This is a genomic window from Pseudomonas sp. E141 (assembly GCF_052659885.1).
This window is the reverse complement of record NZ_CP084024.1, coordinates 497,208-514,183: the sequence shown is the minus strand read 5'-3', so window position 1 is coordinate 514,183 and position 16,976 is coordinate 497,208. Positions and strand designations below refer to the sequence as shown.

Sequence of the window (16,976 nt, the reverse complement as noted above, 5' to 3'; positions counted from 1 at the left end):
CACGGCGCCCGGCGCGCCACGGGGAGCAGACATGCTGGAAAGGCTGTTTCAACTCAAGGCACACAACACCAACGTGCGGACCGAGATTCTGGCGGGCGTCACCACCTTCCTGGCCATGGCCTACATTCTGTTCGTCAACCCGAGCATCCTCGGCGAAACCGGCATGGACAAAGGTGCGTTGTTCGTCGCCACCTGCCTGGCGGCGGCCATCGGCTCCACCACCATGGGCCTGATCGCCAACTACCCGATCGCCCTCGCGCCGGGCATGGGCCTGAATGCGTTTTTCACCTACACCGTGGTCCTGCACATGGGCCATACCTGGCAGGTGGCGCTGGGTGCGGTGTTCATTTCCGCCGTGTTGTTCTTCCTGCTGTCGATCTTTCGTATCCGCGAGTGGATCATCAACAGCATCCCGCTGCCCCTGCGCTCGGCCATCGCCGCCGGTATCGGCCTGTTCCTGGCGCTGATCGCCCTGAATAACGCCGGCATCGTGGTGAAAAACCCGGCAACCATGGTCGGCCTCGGTGATTTGAAACAACCCGCGCCGATCCTCGCTACCCTCGGCTTCGTCCTGATCGTCGGCCTCGAAGCGCTGAAAGTGCGCGGTGCCGTGCTCATCGGCATCCTGGCGGTCACCGTCGTTTCGATCCTGATGGGCTTCACCCCGTTCGGCGGCGTGATGTCGATGCCGCCGTCCCTGGCGCCGACCTTCCTGCAACTGGACATCAAGGGCGCCCTGGACATCGGTCTGGTGAGCGTGATTTTCGCCTTCCTGTTCGTCGACCTGTTCGACAATTCCGGAACCCTGATCGGTGTCGCCAAGCGCGCCGGACTGATGGGCAAGGACGGCCACATGCCGAAGATGGGTCGGGCACTGATCGCCGACAGCACCGCCGCCATGGCCGGTTCGCTGCTGGGTACCTCCACCACCACCAGCTACATCGAGTCGGCGGCGGGCGTCAGCGCCGGCGGCCGCACCGGCCTGACCGCCATCGTCGTGGCGATCCTGTTTCTGCTGGCGCTGTTCTTCTCGCCACTGGCCTCCAGTGTCCCGGCCTTCGCCACCGCTCCGGCGCTGTTGTTCGTCGCCGTGCTGATGACCTCAGGCCTGGCGGAAATCGACTGGGACGACATCACCGTGGCCGCTCCCGTGGTGATTACCGCGCTGGCGATGCCGTTCACCTATTCCATCGCCAACGGCATTGCCTTCGGCTTCATCGCCTGGACCGCCATCAAACTGGTGTCTGGCCGTGGCCGTGAGCTGAACCCGACGCTGGTCATCCTGTCGATTCTGTTCGTGATCAAGTTGGGTTGGTTCAACGCATGACTTTTGATTCCCAGGCCTACGCCACTCAGCTCCAGGACAAGGTCAGCCGCTTGCGTGACCTGCTGGCCCCGTTCGATGCGCCGGAGCCAGCGGTGTTCGATTCACCGCTGGAGCACTTCCGCCTGCGGGCCGAATTCCGCCTGTGGCGCGAGGCCGGCGAACGGCATTACGCGATGTTCTCCCAGGACGACAAGCGCACGCCGATCCTCATCGAGCAGTTTCCCATCGCCAGCCTGCGCATCAACCAGTTGATGCCGCAACTCAAGGCGGCCTGGCAAGCCAGCGCGCCGCTGAGTCACAAGCTGTTCCAGGTGGAGTTCCTGACCACCCTGGCCGGCGATGCGATGATCACCCTGTGTTACCACCGCCCGCTGGATGAGCACTGGCACGCAGCGGCCACGAAACTGGCGAGCGACCTCGGTGTGAGCATCATCGGTCGCTCCAAAGGCAAACGGGAAGTGATCGGCCATGATTACGTGGTGGAGAAACTCGACGTCGGTGGCCGCACTTTCAGCTATCGCCAACCTGAAGGCGCCTTCACCCAGCCCAACGGCACCGTGAACCAGAAGATGCTCAACTGGGCCTACGAGGCCTTGGGCGATCGCAGCGACGATCTGCTGGAGTTGTACTGCGGCAACGGCAACTTCACCCTGCCTTTGGCCACCCGCGTGCGCAAAGTGCTGGCGACCGAAATCAGCAAGACGTCGGTGAACGCCGCGCTGAGCAACCTCAGCGAAAACGCTGTGGATAACGTGACCCTGGTGCGCCTGTCCGCTGAAGAACTGACCGAAGCCCTGAACGAAGTCCGCCCGTTCCGTCGCTTGCACGGCATCGACCTCAAGAGCTACGCATTCGGCAGTGTCTTCGTCGACCCGCCCCGCGCCGGCATGGACCCGGACACCTGCGAACTGACCCGGCGTTTCGAGAACATCCTCTACATCTCGTGCAACCCGGAAACCCTCGCCGCCAACATCGCGCAACTGCACGACACCCACCGCATCACGCGCTGCGCGATGTTCGATCAATTCCCCTGGACCCATCACATGGAATCCGGGGTGTTGTTGACGCGGCGCTAAACGCTGCGGGGCTGGACAGGGCAAAGCTATGTGGGAGCAAGGCTTGCCCGCGATACAGGCAATGCGGTCGTTCAGAATTTGAGCCGCCTGTATCGCGGGCAAGCCTTGCTCCCACAGATAAATCCCCTCGCCACCATTGCCCTCCCTCACCTCCCGACCAAGATGATGTTCGATCATCGAACACTTATTGCCCGATGCCATCGGCTTTGTTTGACCAAATTAACCATCTAGTACAATTTATCTCCACCGGCTGAAATCCGCCGACATCAACAATAAAAATTGTGGAGAAATTGCGATGCCTCCGATCGTTCTGGTGCTCAACGGCCCGAACCTGAACCTGCTCGGCACCCGCGAGCCGGCGACTTATGGCCACGAAACCCTGGCGGACATCTCCGCACTGTGCGGCCGCGCCGCTGAAGAATTCGGCCTGGCGGTGGAGTTTCGCCAGACCAATCAGGAAGGCGAATTGCTCGACTGGGTGCATGGCGCCCGCGGTCGGTGTGCCGGCATCGTCATCAACCCGGCAGCCTGGACCCACACCTCGGTAGCGATCCGTGATGCGCTGGTCGCCAGCGAAGTCCCGGTGATCGAGGTGCACCTGTCCAACATTCACGCCCGCGAAACGTTCCGTCATCACTCCTTTGTTTCATCGGTCGCCATCGGTGTGATGTGCGGGTTTGGCAGCCATGGTTATCGCCTGGCGCTGGAGCATTTCAGTCAGCGGTTGAAGGGTTGATGAGCATGTCGAATATCACCGTGCTTGCCGGCCTGATTGGTGCGGGCATCCAGGCTTCGCGCACCCCTGCGCTCCATGAGCGCGAGGGCGATGCCCAGGGCATGCGTTACCTCTATCGACTGATCGACCTGGACGCCCTGGGACTCGACAGCGGCGCCCTGCCCGATTTGCTCAAGGCCGCCGAGCGCATGAACTTCACCGGCCTGAACATCACCTTTCCCTGCAAGCAGGCAATCATCCCGTTGCTCGACGAGCTGTCGCCCGAGGCCAGGGGCATTGGCGCGGTGAATACCGTGGTGTTCAAGGAGGGCAAACGCATCGGCCACAACACCGACTGCCTGGGGTTCGCCGAAGGGTTTCGCCGCGGCCTGGGTGAAGTGGCGCGCAAGCACGTGGTCCAGATGGGTGCTGGCGGCGCAGGCGCGGCGGTGGCCCACGCGCTGTTGGCAGAAGGCATACAGACGCTGAGCATTTTTGATGTTGAAGTCAGCCGTGCCGAAGCACTGGCAAACAACCTGAATCAACACTTCGGTCCTGGCCGCGCCCGGGCCGGGCATGATTTGCCTACAGCGATGGCCGAGGCGGACGGCCTGGTGAATACCACGCCCATGGGCATGGCGAAACTGCCGGGCATGCCGGTGCCGGTGGAGCTGCTGCGGGGCCAATTGTGGGTCGCGGAAATTGTCTACTTCCCCCTGGAAACCGAACTGCTGCGCAACGCCCGCGCTCTGGGTTGCCGCACGCTGGATGGCGGCAACATGGCCGTGTTCCAGGCGGTGAAGGCGTTCGAGCTGTTCAGCGGCGTAGCGCCGGATGCGCAGCGGATGCTGGAGCATTTCCAGAGCATGAATCACTGAAACCACCCTTGTGGGAGCGAGCCTGCTCGCGATAGCGGTGAATCAGTCAGTGTTGATGTGACTGACATACCGCTATCGCGAGCAGGCTCGCTCCCACAAAGGTTTCAAGGTCAGGCCTGCAGATACCGCAACACCGACTCACAAATCATCTGGCGATGACGCTGCTTGATCGCTTCGTCCGGCAAATCGATCTGAAAAATCTCACCGAATGTGTGGCGGTTGGACACGCGGTAAAAGCAGAACGAACTGATCAGCAGATGCACATCCAGCGGTTCCAGGCCGGCGCGGAACACCCCCTCTTCGGCACCTCGGCGCAGGATCACGCCCAAGGAATCAAGGATGGTATTGGTCATTGCCTTGATGGCGCCCGATTGCTTGACGTACTCGGCGTTGTGAATGTTTTCGATGCAGACGATGCGCACGAAATCCACATTGCGGTCATGGTGGTCGAAGGTGAATTCCACCAGGCGCCGGATCGCATCGACCGGGGCCAGTTCCGCCAAGTGCAGGCGGCTCTCAGTGTTGCGGATATCGCCGTAGAGTTTTTCCAGCACCTCGACGTACAACTGCTCCTTGCTGCCGAAGTAGTAGTAGATCATGCGCTTGGAGGTGTGGATGCGCTCAGCAATGGCGTCGACCCGAGCGCCGGACAGGCCCTGCTGGACGAACTCGACGATGGCTTCCTGAAGAATGTTTTCCCGGGTTTTCTCCGGGTTGTTCTTGCGACTCTTGCGCGGCTCGACGACAGGTTCGTCGAGGTCTGCGGAAAGCTCTGAATTCGTAGTCATTGCGGGGCTCACGGCCATCACTGCACAGGTTGGCGATTATGGGCCGCACCGCGCAGTCAAGCCAAGCCACGGGGTTGCCCTTTACCGCCGCGTTTACGATTTGCCTACAACTTGGCGTGCCGCAAGCCACCGCTGCGGGACTTGGCCATGGCTGCCAGCCTTACCGCGACATTGGCGGCGCCGTAGCCGGCATAGCCGTTCTTGCGCTGGATGATTTCAAAGAAGAAGCGCCCTTCGAACGGCTCGGTGTAGACGTGAAACAATTCACCGCCCTGGGCATCTCGGTCGTACAACACGTTGAAATAAGCCAGCTCGCTGAGAAACTCATCATCGAAATCGAAACGCGCCACGAGGTCATCGTAATAGTTGAGCGGAATGTCCAGCAGCGGCACGCCGGCCTCTTTGGCGCGGCTGACCTGGGCAAAGATGTCATCGCAGTCGAAGGCGATGTGGTGCACGCCGGAGCCGCGATAACTGGACAGCGCATGGGAGATCGCGGTGTTACGGTTCTCGGAAATATTGAGCGGTAAGCGGATCGAACTGCAACGGCTACGCAGGGCGCGACTCTTTACCAGGCCATACGGATCGGGCAACACCACTTCGTCGTCGGCTTCGAAATCCAGCAGGCTCTTGTAGAACAGCACCCAGCTGTCGAGGCTATCGGCCGGCAGCGCCATCGCCATGTGGTCGATGCGCTTGAGTCCGGCACCGATGACAGCGCCCGGTTGCAGGTTGAAATCGGTGCCGTAGACGTCGGCGTCCTGATCCACCAGGTAAATCAGGCTGCCGTCCGGTGCACGCACCGCCGCCAACTCCAACTCGTTGGGCCCCACCAGGCCGCGATAAGGCTGGCCCTTGTAGGCCACGGCCCGCTCCAGGGCGCTGGCGCTGTTTTTGACCCGCACGGCGGTGGCGCACAGCGATGGCCCGTGAGCTTCGAAAAAGCTGTGGGCAAACGAATAGGGTTCGCAATTGAGGATCAGGTTGATGTCGCCCTGGCGCAGCAGGCTCACGTTCTTGGAGCGATGCTGGCCGGCCTTGACGAACCCCAACCGTTCCAGCCAATGGGACAGCTTCGCGCCAAGACTGTCGTCCACGGCAAACTCAAGGAATTCGATACCGTTGTATTCGCTGGCCGGTGGTGTGGCGAACAGGATGTCAGCATGGCTTGCCGGTGCGGCCTCTTCGGCCAGCCGCTGGCGGGTCTTCTCCTCCAGGTACAGCAACGAACGCAGGCCGTCGGCGGCATTGGCCCGTGGTGGCGCGGCGCGGAAACCGTCGTTGAAAATCTCCAGCGACAATGGCCCGGTGTAGCCACTCTTGATGATCGGTGCCAGGAAGCCCGGCAGATCGAACTCGCCCTGGCCCGGGAAGCAACGGAAATGCCGGCTCCATTCCAGGACATCCATCGCCAGGATCGGCGCATCGGCCATTTGCACGAAGAAAATCTTGTCGCCGGGGATCTGGGCAATCGCACTCGGATCGCCCTTGAGGGACAAGGTATGGAAGCTGTCGAGCAACACCCCCAGATTGGGGTGATCGGCCTGACGCACGATGTTCCAGACCTGTTGATAAGTATTGACGTGCCGGCCCCAGGCCAGCGCCTCGTAACCGATGCGCAAGCCTCGCGCCCCGGCTCGTTCGGCCAGCAATCGCAGGTCATCCACCAAAATCTGCTCATCACCCAGGCTGTCGGCCGAGGCATTACTGCACACCAGCACCAGGTCGGTGCCCAGCTCCTGCATCAGGTCGAACTTGCGCTCGGCCCGCTCCAGATTGCGCGCAAGGCGTTCGCGACGGCAACCTTCAAAATCCCGAAACGGTTGGAAAAGCGTGATGGCGATGCCCAGGTCGGCGCACATCTGCCTGATTTCCCGAGGGCTGCCATCGTAATAGAGAAGGTCGTTCTCGAAGATCTCCACGCCGTCGAAACCGGCGGCGGCAATGGCTTCAAGTTTCTCCGGCAGGGTACCGCTCAAGGACACGGTGGCAATGGAACGCTGCATGACTTCGGCTCCCGGGACAGGCATCGGCTACACACAGGTGTGCCGCTTTTGAAAGAGTGAGCCGATTATTGAGCTGGAGGTTTGTTTCAGCAATTTAATATGTACCAACCGGTTAGTTTTTTGGGCGATTATCGAACACAATGCCCGATCAGCGAATTGACGGTTTTTTGCTCACTGCGCACCATCGGCCCCTCATTGAGGCCGCCCTGATCGTCGGCACCTTTGAACAGACCCAGACCACACCATAAGAATTTCAAAAACGGGTACACGCTATGATTCCTTCCCAAAGCTCCCGCCTGCCCCCCGTCCTTGGTGCCACCACCGCTGGCGTCGGTGACAAGATCCGCGGCGCCCTGGCCGTGGGCAAAACCCGTTGGGGCATGCTCGCCCTGGTGTTTTTCGCCACCACCCTGAACTACATCGACCGCGCCGCACTGGGCGTGATGCAGCCCATTCTCGCCAAGGAAATGAGCTGGACGGCGATGGATTACGCCAACATCAACTTCTGGTTCCAGGTTGGTTATGCCATCGGTTTCGTGCTGCAAGGCCGACTGATCGACCGGATCGGCGTCAAGCGCGTGTTCTTTTGCGCCGTACTGCTCTGGAGCCTGGCGACCGGCGCCCATGGCCTGGCCACGTCGGCGGTGGGCTTCATGGTCTGCCGATTCATCCTGGGCCTGACCGAAGCTGCCAACTACCCGGCCTGCGTGAAGACCACACGGCTATGGTTCCCGGCCGGTGAACGGGCCGTGGCGACCGGTATATTCAACGCCGGGACCAACGTTGGCGCGATGTTCACGCCAATGCTGCTGCCGCTGGTCCTGCAGGTGTGGGGCTGGCAGGCTGCGTTCCTGTGCATGGCCGCGCTGGGCGGGATCTGGCTGGTGTTCTGGGGCCTGAAATACTTCAACCCGGAGGATCATCCCAGCGTCAAACAGGCGGAACTGGACTACATCCAGGCCCAGGACGAACCCGATCAGGTCCGCGTGCCCTTCTCCCGTATCCTGCGCATGCGCGGCACCTGGGCGTTCGCCCTGGCCTACTCGATCACCGCACCGGTGTTCTGGTTCTACCTCTACTGGTTGCCGCCGTTTCTGAACCAGCAATACAACCTGGGCATCAACGTGACCCAGATGGGCATCCCGCTGATCATCATTTACCTCACCGCCGATTTCGGCAGCGTGGGCGGCGGGATTCTGTCCTCATTCCTGATCGGCCGCGGCCTGAACCCGATCAAGGCACGGCTGATTTCCATGTTGCTGTTCGCCTGCTGCATCATCGGCGTGATCCTGGCCGCCGGTTCCAGCAGCCTGTGGATGGCGGTGTTTGCCATCTCCCTGGCCATCGGCGCGCACCAGGCCTGGACCGCCAACATCTGGAGCCTGGTGATGGACTACACGCCCAAGCACATGATGAGCACGGTGTTCGGCTTTGGCGGCATGTGCGCCGCCGTCGGCGGGATGTTCATGACCCAGTTGGTGGGCCACATCCTCACGGTGACCCACAACAACTACACCGTACTGTTCACCCTGATCCCGGCGATGTACTTCATTGCCCTGATCTGGTTGTACTTCATGGCACCACGCAAGGTGCCGACGCTGGAAAGCTGATACCAGTCAGCCCGGGATTCATCCCCATGTGGGAGCAAGGCTTGCCCGCGATGCAGGCACCTCGGTTCACTCAGGACCGTATCGTCTTCATCGCGGGCAAGCCTTGCTCCCACAATCGATCCCACCACGGTGCGCGTTAGCTCCGCCGCTGTTGCCACGCCGCCGCCAGCCCGCTGAGGCAGATCAGCACGATGCCGAACACCGTGGTCAACGTTGGCGTATGGCTGAACAGCAACCAACCCAACAGGCCGGCAAATACGATCTGGCAATACCCGAACGGTGCCAACAGCGCCGGGGCGGCGAAGCGGAAGGCCTGGGTCAGCATCAGGTGCGCCGTCATCCCACACGCTCCCAACGCAAGCATCATTGCCCCATGCACCAGGCTTGGCACCTGCCAGAAGAACGGCACCAGGGCGCTCATCACCAACGTATTGCACAAGCCGGCGAAGAAGTTGCTGGTGGTCGGGCTGTCAATCTCACTGAGCTTGCGAGTGAGCAGTTGATAGAAACAGAAAAACAGCGCCGAACAGAACGGCAATAACACCGCTGGCGTGAACAGGTCACCGCCCGGATGGACAATGATCAACACCCCGATAAAGCCGAAGATCACCGCGATCCACTGACCGCGTGTCACGTGTTCGCCCAGCAAAGGCACCGACAATGCAGTGACCAGCACGGGCGCCAGGAAGTTGACCGCGGTCGCCTCCGCCAAAGGGATGTATAGCAGCGCCGTGGTGAAGAACAGGCTGGTGCCCAACAGACACAACGCACGCGCCAACTGCCATAACGGACGCTTGGTACGCAGCACCCGCAGCCCCGAACGCGGCAGGAAAATCCCGGCCATCAACAGCGTGTGCACCACATAACGCGCCCACACCACCATGATGATCGGATAGAACCCTGAAAGGTATTTGGACAAGGCGTCATGGCTGGAGAACAGGAACGTCGCGCAGAGTATCAACAGGATGCCCTTGAAGGCCTGATTGACGCCGGAAAGCGGAGTGCTGACGGTCATGTAGGAATCCTGTGTTGCTTGATGTAGGGAGCCGATGTCTGCGACGGCGATTCAGCTGAACAACTCCGATGCCTGGCTGGCGTGTGACAATTCCTCGGTAAACGCAAGCAAGGTCGGCGCCAGCTCATGCAGCCTCGATCGCGTCATCCGGGCGGTGGGGCCGGCGATGCTGAGCACGCCCAAGACCCGGCCATCCAGCGGATGACGCACCACGGCTGCAATGGCAGAGGTGCCGACCGCCGAACTCTCCTCGACACAGGCATAGCCCTGCTCCCGGGCCTGACGCAGGTATTGAAGCAGTTCAACGCTGTCACGCGGCGCGTTGGGGCCCACGTCCGCCGGCATTTTCAGGGCCTGGCGGTCCACCAGCGACAGCGCCTCGGCATCGCTCATGCACGCCAGCCAGGCATGGCCCGACGCGGTATAGACCAATGGCGTCTCGCGGCCCATGTCAGGGTCGTAGCGCAACCCGGAGCGAGCGCCCTGGGACTTGGCAATCCAGGTCTGGCGATCACCCTCGATCACACCTAGGCGCACCAGTTCACCGCTTTCCCGAGCCAGACGATCGAGCACCGGCTGCACGATGTCGGCACCACTGCGCGACAGGTAGCGAAAGCCCAGGGCGACCAGGCGGGTCGACAAGTGATAACGCAGGTTCTCGGGATTCTGGCGCACGTAACCCAGGCGCGTCAGTTCAGCAAGCAGGCGGTGCGTGGCGCTCTTGGGAATCTGTAATTGTTCGGCCAACCCTTGCAGAGCCCAGCCGTGGGGATCGCTGGCGAGACTTTCCAGCACATTGAAAACCCGTTCGATTTGACTGCCGGCCATGAAAAATCCAGAGAAGAGAGGCTGATTCCAAAATATGCGAAGTGTAATGCAAATTCTGGAACCAGACATTCATTGTTGACGGATGAACCAAAACCCGTGGCGATTGCCTGAGAGCTCAGGCGTACAGCCTGCGCCTTCAAACGCTAGACTCACTGCGAATGTCTGTCCGTGAACTGGCGGCAACCCCACTCAGCGGCAACACTCTTCACACGGTCAATCAGAGGATTTCCCACATGTTATGGAAAAAAGGTCGCCGCAGTGACAACGTGGTGGACGCCCGCGGTGACGGTGGCGGCGGTGGTGGGATGCGTTTCGGTGGCGGCAAGGGGCTGAGCCTGACGGCCATTGTCCTGATCGTCGGTATCGGCTGGATCACCGGCCAGGACCCCATGCAGATTCTCGGGCAACTGGCCGGGCAGATGGACCAGACCTCGGCCCCCGCCTCCTCCCAAACCCGGCAGGCGCCGCCAGCGAACGATGAACAGGCCGAGTTCGTGCGCTCAATCCTGGGTGATACCGAAGACACCTGGGGCCAGGTCTTCCAGCAGGCCGGGCGCCAGTACCAACAACCCAAACTGGTGCTGTTCAGCGGTCGGGTCAACTCGGCTTGCGGCCTCGCCTCATCAGCCACCGGCCCGTTCTATTGCCCGGCCGATAAACAGGTCTACCTGGACATGAGTTTCTTCCAGGAAATGTCCCAACGGTTCTCCGCCGCTGGGGATTTCGCCCAGGCCTACGTCATCGCCCATGAGGTCGGGCATCACGTCCAGACCCTGCTCGGGGTGTCGGCAAAAATCCAGGAGGCTCGCCGTCAGGGCCGCCAGATGGAAGGCGATGGTGGCCTGCTGGTCCGTCAGGAATTACAGGCCGACTGCCTGGCGGGCGTCTGGGCCAACCATGCACAGAAGCGCCTGAACTGGCTGGAGCCGGGGGACATTGAAGAGGCCTTGACCGCCGCCAACGCCATCGGTGATGACCGCCTTCAGCAGCAGGGCCAGGGCCGGGTAGTGCCGGACTCCTTCACCCACGGCACCTCGGCGCAACGGGTTCGCTGGTTCAAGACCGGGTTTGCCCAGGGTCAGGTCAGCCAATGCGACACCTTCGCGGCAAAAAATCTGTAATGAAGTGGGGCGCCCTCCTCAGCCTGCTGCTGTGCTGCACTTTTACCCAGGCAGACGAACAGGGCGTGGGCGTGGTCGCTCAAGGGCGACTGCAGCTCAAGGGCGGCGCCATGGTCGTCGGCGTGAGTCCACCCCCGGCGTCTATCCAGCGCGTGTTGATCATCCTCCATGGCCGGCTGCGCAACGCCCAGACCTATCTGCACAGCGCCGAAAAGGCCGCCGCACACGCCGGTCAACTGACCACGACCCTGATCATCGCCCCGCAGTTTCTCAACGAACATGACGTTGCCCGCCATCAGTTGCCCAATGACCTGTTGCGCTGGCAAGGCAACGACTGGATGGCCGGCGGCTTATCCACGGGGCCCAAGGCGGTCAGTTCCTTTCAAGTCATCGACGACATCGTCGCCCGGGTCAGTGACCGGCAGCAGTTTCCCGAGGTGAAAGAGATCGTCATCGCGGGCCATTCCGGCGGCGCGCAGGTCGCGCAGCGCTACGCCCTGCTCGCTCGCGGTCAAACCCGGATCGCCCCCAGATTCGTCATCGCCAACCCCTCCTCCTATGCCTATTTCGATGCGCAGCGCCCCATGGCCTTCGACCCGGCCGGTTGTCCCGGCTTCAACCATTGGAAGTACGGCCTGCAGAACCTTCCCGCCTATGCCGCCGGGCAACCCCCCGCTCAACTGGAAGACAACTACATCAAACGCGACATCGTTTATCTGCTTGGGCAACAGGACATCGACCCTGAGCACCCTGCGCTGGATAAAGGCTGTGAAGCGCAGACCCAAGGGCCGTATCGGTTACTGCGCGGGCAGTTCTTTTTCGACTACCTGATCCGGCGTCATCCCGAGGGGCTGAACCAGCGGCTGATCGAAGTGCCGGGGGTGGGGCATAACGGGGATGGGATGTTCAATTCGGCTGAGGGGCAGAAGGCGCTGTTTGGTCAGTGAGTTCTGTAGGGGTAGACAGGGCCTCATCGCGAGCAGGCTCGCTCCCACAAGGGGATCGGTGTCGATCAAAAGTGTGTCCACCGCAGATCTACTGTGGGAGCGAGCCTGCTCGCGATAGCTATCTATCAGCCAACCCCTCTTTCAAGCCGACAGCATCCGCCGCAACTCCCCGCAATCGCGCGCATGCCAATCCGCCAGCTCCGGCCAAGGATTGTCCGGCAGGTTCACCAGCACCGTCCGCGCACCCGCCGCACGGCCGCAGTCCAGATCGAAACGGTAGTCACCCACCATCACCATCGCCTCCGGCGCCACACTCCAGGCCTCGGCCAGTTTCAACAGGCCGCCGGGATGAGGCTTGGGCGGCGCTTCGTCGCGGCCCAGCACATCTTCCACGGCGAAACAGTCCGCCAGACCGATAGCTTGCAGGGTCACGTGGGCCAGTTCGCGAGCGTTGCGCGTCAGGATCCCCAGGCGGTAACCCCGCTGCGCCAGCTCGCGTACCAGCTCGACCGCTCCTGGCGCAGGCCGGGAGCCCAGCGCCAGGTCCCGCTCGTGTTCCAGCAACCAGGCATGCTTGGCTGCGGCTTCGTCGGCCGGCAATGCCGCCAGGTGGGTCAGAATGTCGTCTTCGGCCGGGATCGCCAGGGCCACGCGAATCGCCGCAAAATCATGCACGGCGATGGTCAGCGTACCGTCCATGTCGAACACCCAATGCCGCACCTCGGCCAGACTCATGCCCAGTCCTTGCGGTGGCGAATCAGGCCTTCCTGGGTCACCGACGCCACCAGTTGTCCGGCGCGATTGAACACGCTGCCACGAGAGAACCCACGGGAGTTGCCGGCCCACGGGCTGTCCATCGCATAGAGCAACCAGTCGTCGGCGCGCAGGTCGGCGTGGAACCACAAGGCGTGGTCGAGGCTGGCGACCTGCATGTCCTTTTGCCAAACCGATTTGCCGTGGGGCAGCATCGAGGTGGTCAACAGACCGAAATCCGAGGCGTAGGCCAGCAGGTACTTATGCAGGGCCGGCGAGTCCGCCAGGGCACCATCGGCCCGGAACCACACGTACTTTACCGGATCGGCCGGCTGCGGATTGTAGGGATCTTTCTCGGTGACCGGGCGCACCTCGATCGGTTTGGGACACAGCAGTTTTTCCCGCATGTGCTCGGGCAGCAGGTGCGCCCGCTGCTGGGTCAGTTCCAGCTCCGAAGGCAGGTTCTCCGGCCCGACCACCTGGGGCATGGAGTTCTGGTGCTCAAAACCCTGCTCGTCGTATTGAAACGAAGCGCTGCACGTGAAAATCGGGTTGCCCTTCTGGATCGCCGTGACCCGGCGGGTGCTGAAACTGCCGCCGTCACGCACCCGGTCCACCTGATAGACCACCGGCAAGGCCGCATCGCCCGGACGCAGGAAGTAGCCGTGCATCGAATGCACATGACGGGCCTCTTCCACGGTCTGGCTAGCCGCCGACAGTGACTGGCCCAGCACCTGGCCGCCGAACAACTGGCGAAACCCCAGGTCCTGGCTGCGACCGCGAAACAGGTTCTCTTCGATGGGTTCCAGGGTCAGCAGGTCGACCAGATCTTCCAACACGTGGCTCATTCAGACTTTCCTCACACAGCTCAACCGCGCAGTCGGTGCTGCGACGGTGGATCGATTGTTGGCCCGGGCCATTGTGGCGGGCATTGTAAACGTCCGTGTCGGCTAACCGTGCAGGGTCTGTAGCCACTGTTCACGGTTGATACGATAGAGCACATGTTGACGCAATGGATGACCGACGGCGAGCTTTGGGTGTTCAAAGTCATCGGCCGGGTCATGATGCATGCCGATGGCTTGCATGACTTTCTGCGATGGCAGGTTATCGACGGCGGCGAACGCCACCACCTCATCCAGCCCCAGGCGATCGAACGCACACCGCAAGGCCGTCCATGCGGCTTCGCTGGCATAACCCAGGCCCCAATGCTCCCGGGCCAGACGCCAGCCGATCTCGATCGCCGGAGTGAAGTGCGCGTCGAACCCGACCACGCCCAAGCCGGTAAAGCCGATAAAGGCCCCGGTGTCCTTGCGCTGCAGGGCCCACAAACCAAAGCCATGCTCGGCAAAATGCCCCCGCACGCGCCCGATCAGTGCGGCGCTTTCCAGGCGGCTCAGGGGCGCCGGAAAATAACGCATCACCTGCGCATCGGCAGACATGGCGGCAAACTCCGGCAAGTCCGCGTCGCGCCACTGGCGCAGTATCAACCGCGCGCTTTGCAGTTCCAGTATCGGCTCCATTTGCTTCCTCTCCATGCCCCAACGCCTACTCAAGCGAAATCGCCACGCCCAAATAAACGGCCCACGGCCGCTGCCGGGATCAAGGTGGGAGACGCAGGCGACGTGCCCAGCTTGATCGAGTGAGCCACGCGGCTGCGCCAGGTATCAATTATCGACAGGCTTGGCTTGGCTGGCGAGGAGTTCGTCGCGCTCGTAGGGTGCTACCGGTTCAGACTGCGTTCGTAAGCGGCCAGAACGGTGCGCTCCGACTGCACCAGATAGGCTTCAAGCAGCCGGGTTGCCTCCTCTGATCGCCCTTCTTCGATACAACGCAGGATTGAAACGTTCATATCGACATAGGGCATATGCAGGAACTCCGGATCTTTGAGCAGGCCGAATGCCAGCCGCAGCTCGGCTGATATCTGACCGTAGAACACCACCAATCGCGGGCTGTCGGCGAGTTCGACGATAGCCTTGTGGAACATCATGTTGGCGGTGCCGACAGCCTTCCAGTCCTTGACTTCACGCGCTCGCATGCCCGCCTCCACCGCCTCACGCATATGCAGTGTTCCCGGATGCAGCGGGTAACCCTGGGCAATGGCCTTGCATTCGATAAAGCGACGGACACGATAGATGTCGATGATCGACGCCATATCGGGCACCGCCACGCTCACCCCGCGATTGGGTTCGTGTTTGAGCAACCCCTCGCGGGTCAGGACCCTGAACGCTTCCCTCAAGGTGTTGCGGGAAATCTGCAGGCTTTCGGCCAGGGCCGCTTCGGACAATCGTTGGCCCGGAACCAGTTCACCTTCGACCAGCATTCTGCGGACCTCCTGGGTAATGGATTCTCCCAGCGAGCGAGGAAGGGAAGGTGAAACGTCGTTCATGTGCAATCCAGAATAAGAATAAGAGAAGTCACTTTGATGTTCCATGAGAGCCCCGCCCATGGCAAGGAGCAAGGGTGTCGCCTGCATCATTAAGTAACACCCACGAGTGACAAGGTTACAATTTGGTGCGAATTGTAGCCTTACACTAAACTGATTGTTGAACAATTCAGACGCTATAGATCAACACTTCTAGGCCGATGTTTGAGTTCTGGCACGCTCGTTGCTCAATAAAAAAATATCTCCCACCGTAGGAATTGATGCCGTGACACAGACAGCCGTGACACAGACCGCTCAAGATTTTACAAAGACGCGACGCGCTTCCCTGATCGCAGCAATTTTCATGATGGCAACGTCCGCCATCGGCCCTGGCTTCATCACCCAGACCGCCACGTTCACGGCCAAAATGGGTGCGGCATTTGCGTTCGGTATCCTGGCGTCGATTCTGATCGACTTCGTGGTTCAACTTAACGTCTGGCGTATCGTCACCCTGACCCGAATGCGTGCCGCAGACGTGGCCAACAACGCGATTCCAGGCAGTGGTTACCTGCTGGCGGTGCTGGTGATTTTCGGCGGGCTGGTGTTCAACGTCGGCAACATCGCCGGGGCAGGGCTGGGCCTGAACGCGTTGATGGGGCTTGATGCAAAATGGGGCGGCGGTCTCAGCGCCTTGCTGGCTATCGGCATCTTCCTTTCCCACCGCGCCGGAGTGGCCGTCGACCGACTGATCGTCGTGCTGGGACTGGTGATGATCGCCCTGACCCTGTTCGTGGCCTTCGCTTCCAACCCGCCACTGGGCGAAGCCCTCTATCAAACCGTCCTTCCGGACCAGATCAACTTCGCCACCATTACCACCATTGTCGGCGGCACGGTCGGCGGTTACATCACTTATGCGGGGGCTCACAAACTGCTGGACCGCGGGACTACCGGGGTAGAAAACCTCCAGGCAGTGACCAAGGCAGCCTTGGGCGGCATCATGGTCACCGGCCTCATGCGCTACATCCTGTTTCTCGCCATCCTCGGCGTTGTTGCCAGCGGCGTAGTCATCGACACCTCGGGTCAGGGCGCCAATCCGGCCGCACAAGCCTTCCAGGCAGCAGCCGGGCAGTTCGGCCTGCGCGTCTTCGGTCTCATCCTCTGGGCCGCCAGTATCACCAGCGTGATCGGCGCCGCTTACACCTCCATTTCCTTTGTCACCGTGTTCAAGCCGGACATCACTGAGCTGGGGCGCAACCGCGCCACCACCGTGTTCATCGCCCTGTCGCTGCTGATCTTTGCCCTGATGGGAACGGCTCCCGCCGCACTGCTGCTCTTCGCGGGCGGTTTCAATGGCCTGATACTGCCAATCGGCCTGAGCATCTTTATCTACGTCGGCTGGCGCCGGTCCGACCTCATGGGCGGTTACCATTACCCACGCTGGCTGTTGGTGCTGGGCGCCCTGACCTGCCTGCTGACCTGGTACATGGCAATCAAATCCGTTGGGCCGATCTTCGCCTTCCTCAACGTTGCCTGAGCCCGATAACGAACAA

At 61.4% G+C, this 16,976-nt stretch carries 17 protein-coding genes; 8 read left to right on the top strand and 9 right to left on the bottom strand.

Features of this window, described 5'->3' with window-relative positions; all coding sequences use genetic code 11:
- Positions 1 to 31: 31 nt before the first annotated feature.
- The 4 genes from GKKCFE_RS02185 to GKKCFE_RS02170 all read left to right on the top strand — a co-directional run bounded on the left by GKKCFE_RS02185 (position 32) and on the right by GKKCFE_RS02170 (position 3,996).
- Positions 32 to 1,327 (top strand): NCS2 family permease, encoded by a 1,296-nt coding sequence (locus GKKCFE_RS02185; protein ID WP_445577443.1) that lies wholly within the window; start codon positions 32 to 34, stop codon positions 1,325 to 1,327.
- Positions 1,324 to 2,403 (top strand): tRNA (uridine(54)-C5)-methyltransferase TrmA, encoded by a 1,080-nt coding sequence (gene trmA / locus GKKCFE_RS02180; protein WP_160892567.1) that lies wholly within the window; start codon positions 1,324 to 1,326, stop codon positions 2,401 to 2,403. The genes GKKCFE_RS02185 and trmA overlap by 4 nt, the downstream gene beginning before the upstream one ends.
- Before the next feature lie 295 nt (positions 2,404 to 2,698).
- Complete coding sequence (gene aroQ / locus GKKCFE_RS02175) at positions 2,699 to 3,139, top strand: type II 3-dehydroquinate dehydratase (RefSeq protein ID WP_339492510.1); 441 nt, start codon at positions 2,699 to 2,701, stop codon at positions 3,137 to 3,139.
- Positions 3,140 to 3,144: 5 nt separating this feature from the next.
- Positions 3,145 to 3,996, top strand: coding sequence for a shikimate dehydrogenase (locus GKKCFE_RS02170; protein ID WP_370695173.1), 852 nt, complete (start codon positions 3,145 to 3,147; stop codon positions 3,994 to 3,996).
- 110 nt (positions 3,997 to 4,106) lie between these two features.
- Here the strand turns inward: GKKCFE_RS02170 and GKKCFE_RS02165 are convergent, their stop codons facing one another.
- The 3 genes from GKKCFE_RS02165 to GKKCFE_RS02155 all read right to left on the bottom strand — a co-directional run bounded on the left by GKKCFE_RS02165 (position 4,107) and on the right by GKKCFE_RS02155 (position 7,059).
- Complete coding sequence (locus GKKCFE_RS02165) at positions 4,107 to 4,784, bottom strand: TetR/AcrR family transcriptional regulator (RefSeq protein ID WP_047229564.1); 678 nt, start codon at positions 4,782 to 4,784, stop codon at positions 4,107 to 4,109.
- Between the two features lie 104 nt (positions 4,785 to 4,888).
- On the bottom strand, positions 4,889 to 6,790 hold the full coding sequence (gene quiC / locus GKKCFE_RS02160) for a 3-dehydroshikimate dehydratase QuiC (protein ID WP_445577442.1): 1,902 nt from the start codon (positions 6,788 to 6,790) through the stop codon (positions 4,889 to 4,891).
- 128 nt (positions 6,791 to 6,918) lie between these two features.
- Positions 6,919 to 7,059 carry a hypothetical protein gene (locus GKKCFE_RS02155; protein WP_157952141.1) on the bottom strand — a complete coding sequence of 47 codons (141 nt, stop codon included), beginning with the start codon at positions 7,057 to 7,059 and terminating at the stop codon, positions 6,919 to 6,921.
- A gap of 3 nt (positions 7,060 to 7,062) precedes the next feature.
- Between GKKCFE_RS02155 and GKKCFE_RS02150 the strand changes: the two genes are divergently transcribed.
- Positions 7,063 to 8,400, top strand: a complete 1,338-nt coding sequence (locus GKKCFE_RS02150; RefSeq protein WP_107322969.1) for an MFS transporter — start codon at positions 7,063 to 7,065, stop codon at positions 8,398 to 8,400.
- Positions 8,401 to 8,536: 136 nt separating this feature from the next.
- Here GKKCFE_RS02150 and GKKCFE_RS02145 read toward each other — a convergent pair whose 3' ends face one another.
- On the bottom strand, positions 8,537 to 9,415 hold the full coding sequence (locus tag GKKCFE_RS02145) for a DMT family transporter (RefSeq protein ID WP_047229561.1): 879 nt from the start codon (positions 9,413 to 9,415) through the stop codon (positions 8,537 to 8,539).
- Between the two features lie 51 nt (positions 9,416 to 9,466).
- Complete coding sequence (locus tag GKKCFE_RS02140) at positions 9,467 to 10,243, bottom strand: IclR family transcriptional regulator (protein WP_047229560.1); 777 nt, start codon at positions 10,241 to 10,243, stop codon at positions 9,467 to 9,469.
- Between the two features lie 233 nt (positions 10,244 to 10,476).
- Here GKKCFE_RS02140 and ypfJ point away from each other — a divergent pair, with 233 nt between their 5' ends.
- Together ypfJ and GKKCFE_RS02130 are read left to right on the top strand one after the other, a co-directional pair.
- Complete coding sequence (gene ypfJ, locus GKKCFE_RS02135; RefSeq protein ID WP_047229559.1) at positions 10,477 to 11,364, top strand: KPN_02809 family neutral zinc metallopeptidase; 888 nt, start codon at positions 10,477 to 10,479, stop codon at positions 11,362 to 11,364.
- Positions 11,364 to 12,311, top strand: coding sequence for an alpha/beta hydrolase (locus GKKCFE_RS02130; protein WP_445577441.1), 948 nt, complete (start codon positions 11,364 to 11,366; stop codon positions 12,309 to 12,311). The genes ypfJ and GKKCFE_RS02130 overlap by 1 nt, the downstream gene beginning before the upstream one ends.
- A 141-nt stretch (positions 12,312 to 12,452) precedes the next feature.
- Here the strand turns inward: GKKCFE_RS02130 and GKKCFE_RS02125 are convergent, their stop codons facing one another.
- The 4 genes from GKKCFE_RS02125 to GKKCFE_RS02110 all read right to left on the bottom strand — a co-directional run bounded on the left by GKKCFE_RS02125 (position 12,453) and on the right by GKKCFE_RS02110 (position 15,450).
- Positions 12,453 to 13,046, bottom strand: a complete 594-nt coding sequence (locus GKKCFE_RS02125; RefSeq protein ID WP_445577440.1) for an HAD family hydrolase — start codon at positions 13,044 to 13,046, stop codon at positions 12,453 to 12,455.
- Positions 13,043 to 13,912 (bottom strand): acyl-CoA thioesterase II, encoded by an 870-nt coding sequence (tesB, locus tag GKKCFE_RS02120; RefSeq protein WP_047229556.1) that lies wholly within the window; start codon positions 13,910 to 13,912, stop codon positions 13,043 to 13,045. The genes GKKCFE_RS02125 and tesB overlap by 4 nt, the downstream gene beginning before the upstream one ends.
- 102 nt (positions 13,913 to 14,014) lie before the next feature.
- Positions 14,015 to 14,584: a GNAT family N-acetyltransferase gene (locus GKKCFE_RS02115; protein ID WP_047229555.1), complete on the bottom strand. Its 570-nt coding sequence runs from the start codon at positions 14,582 to 14,584 to the stop codon at positions 14,015 to 14,017.
- Positions 14,585 to 14,784: 200 nt separating this feature from the next.
- Positions 14,785 to 15,450 carry a GntR family transcriptional regulator gene (locus tag GKKCFE_RS02110; RefSeq protein WP_076386424.1) on the bottom strand — a complete coding sequence of 222 codons (666 nt, stop codon included), beginning with the start codon at positions 15,448 to 15,450 and terminating at the stop codon, positions 14,785 to 14,787.
- A 277-nt stretch (positions 15,451 to 15,727) separates the two neighbouring features.
- Here GKKCFE_RS02110 and GKKCFE_RS02105 point away from each other — a divergent pair, with 277 nt between their 5' ends.
- Entirely contained in the window at positions 15,728 to 16,960 is a 1,233-nt protein-coding gene (locus GKKCFE_RS02105; protein ID WP_445578022.1) for an NRAMP family divalent metal transporter, read from the top strand.
- The last annotated feature ends 16 nt before the right edge of the window (positions 16,961 to 16,976 follow it).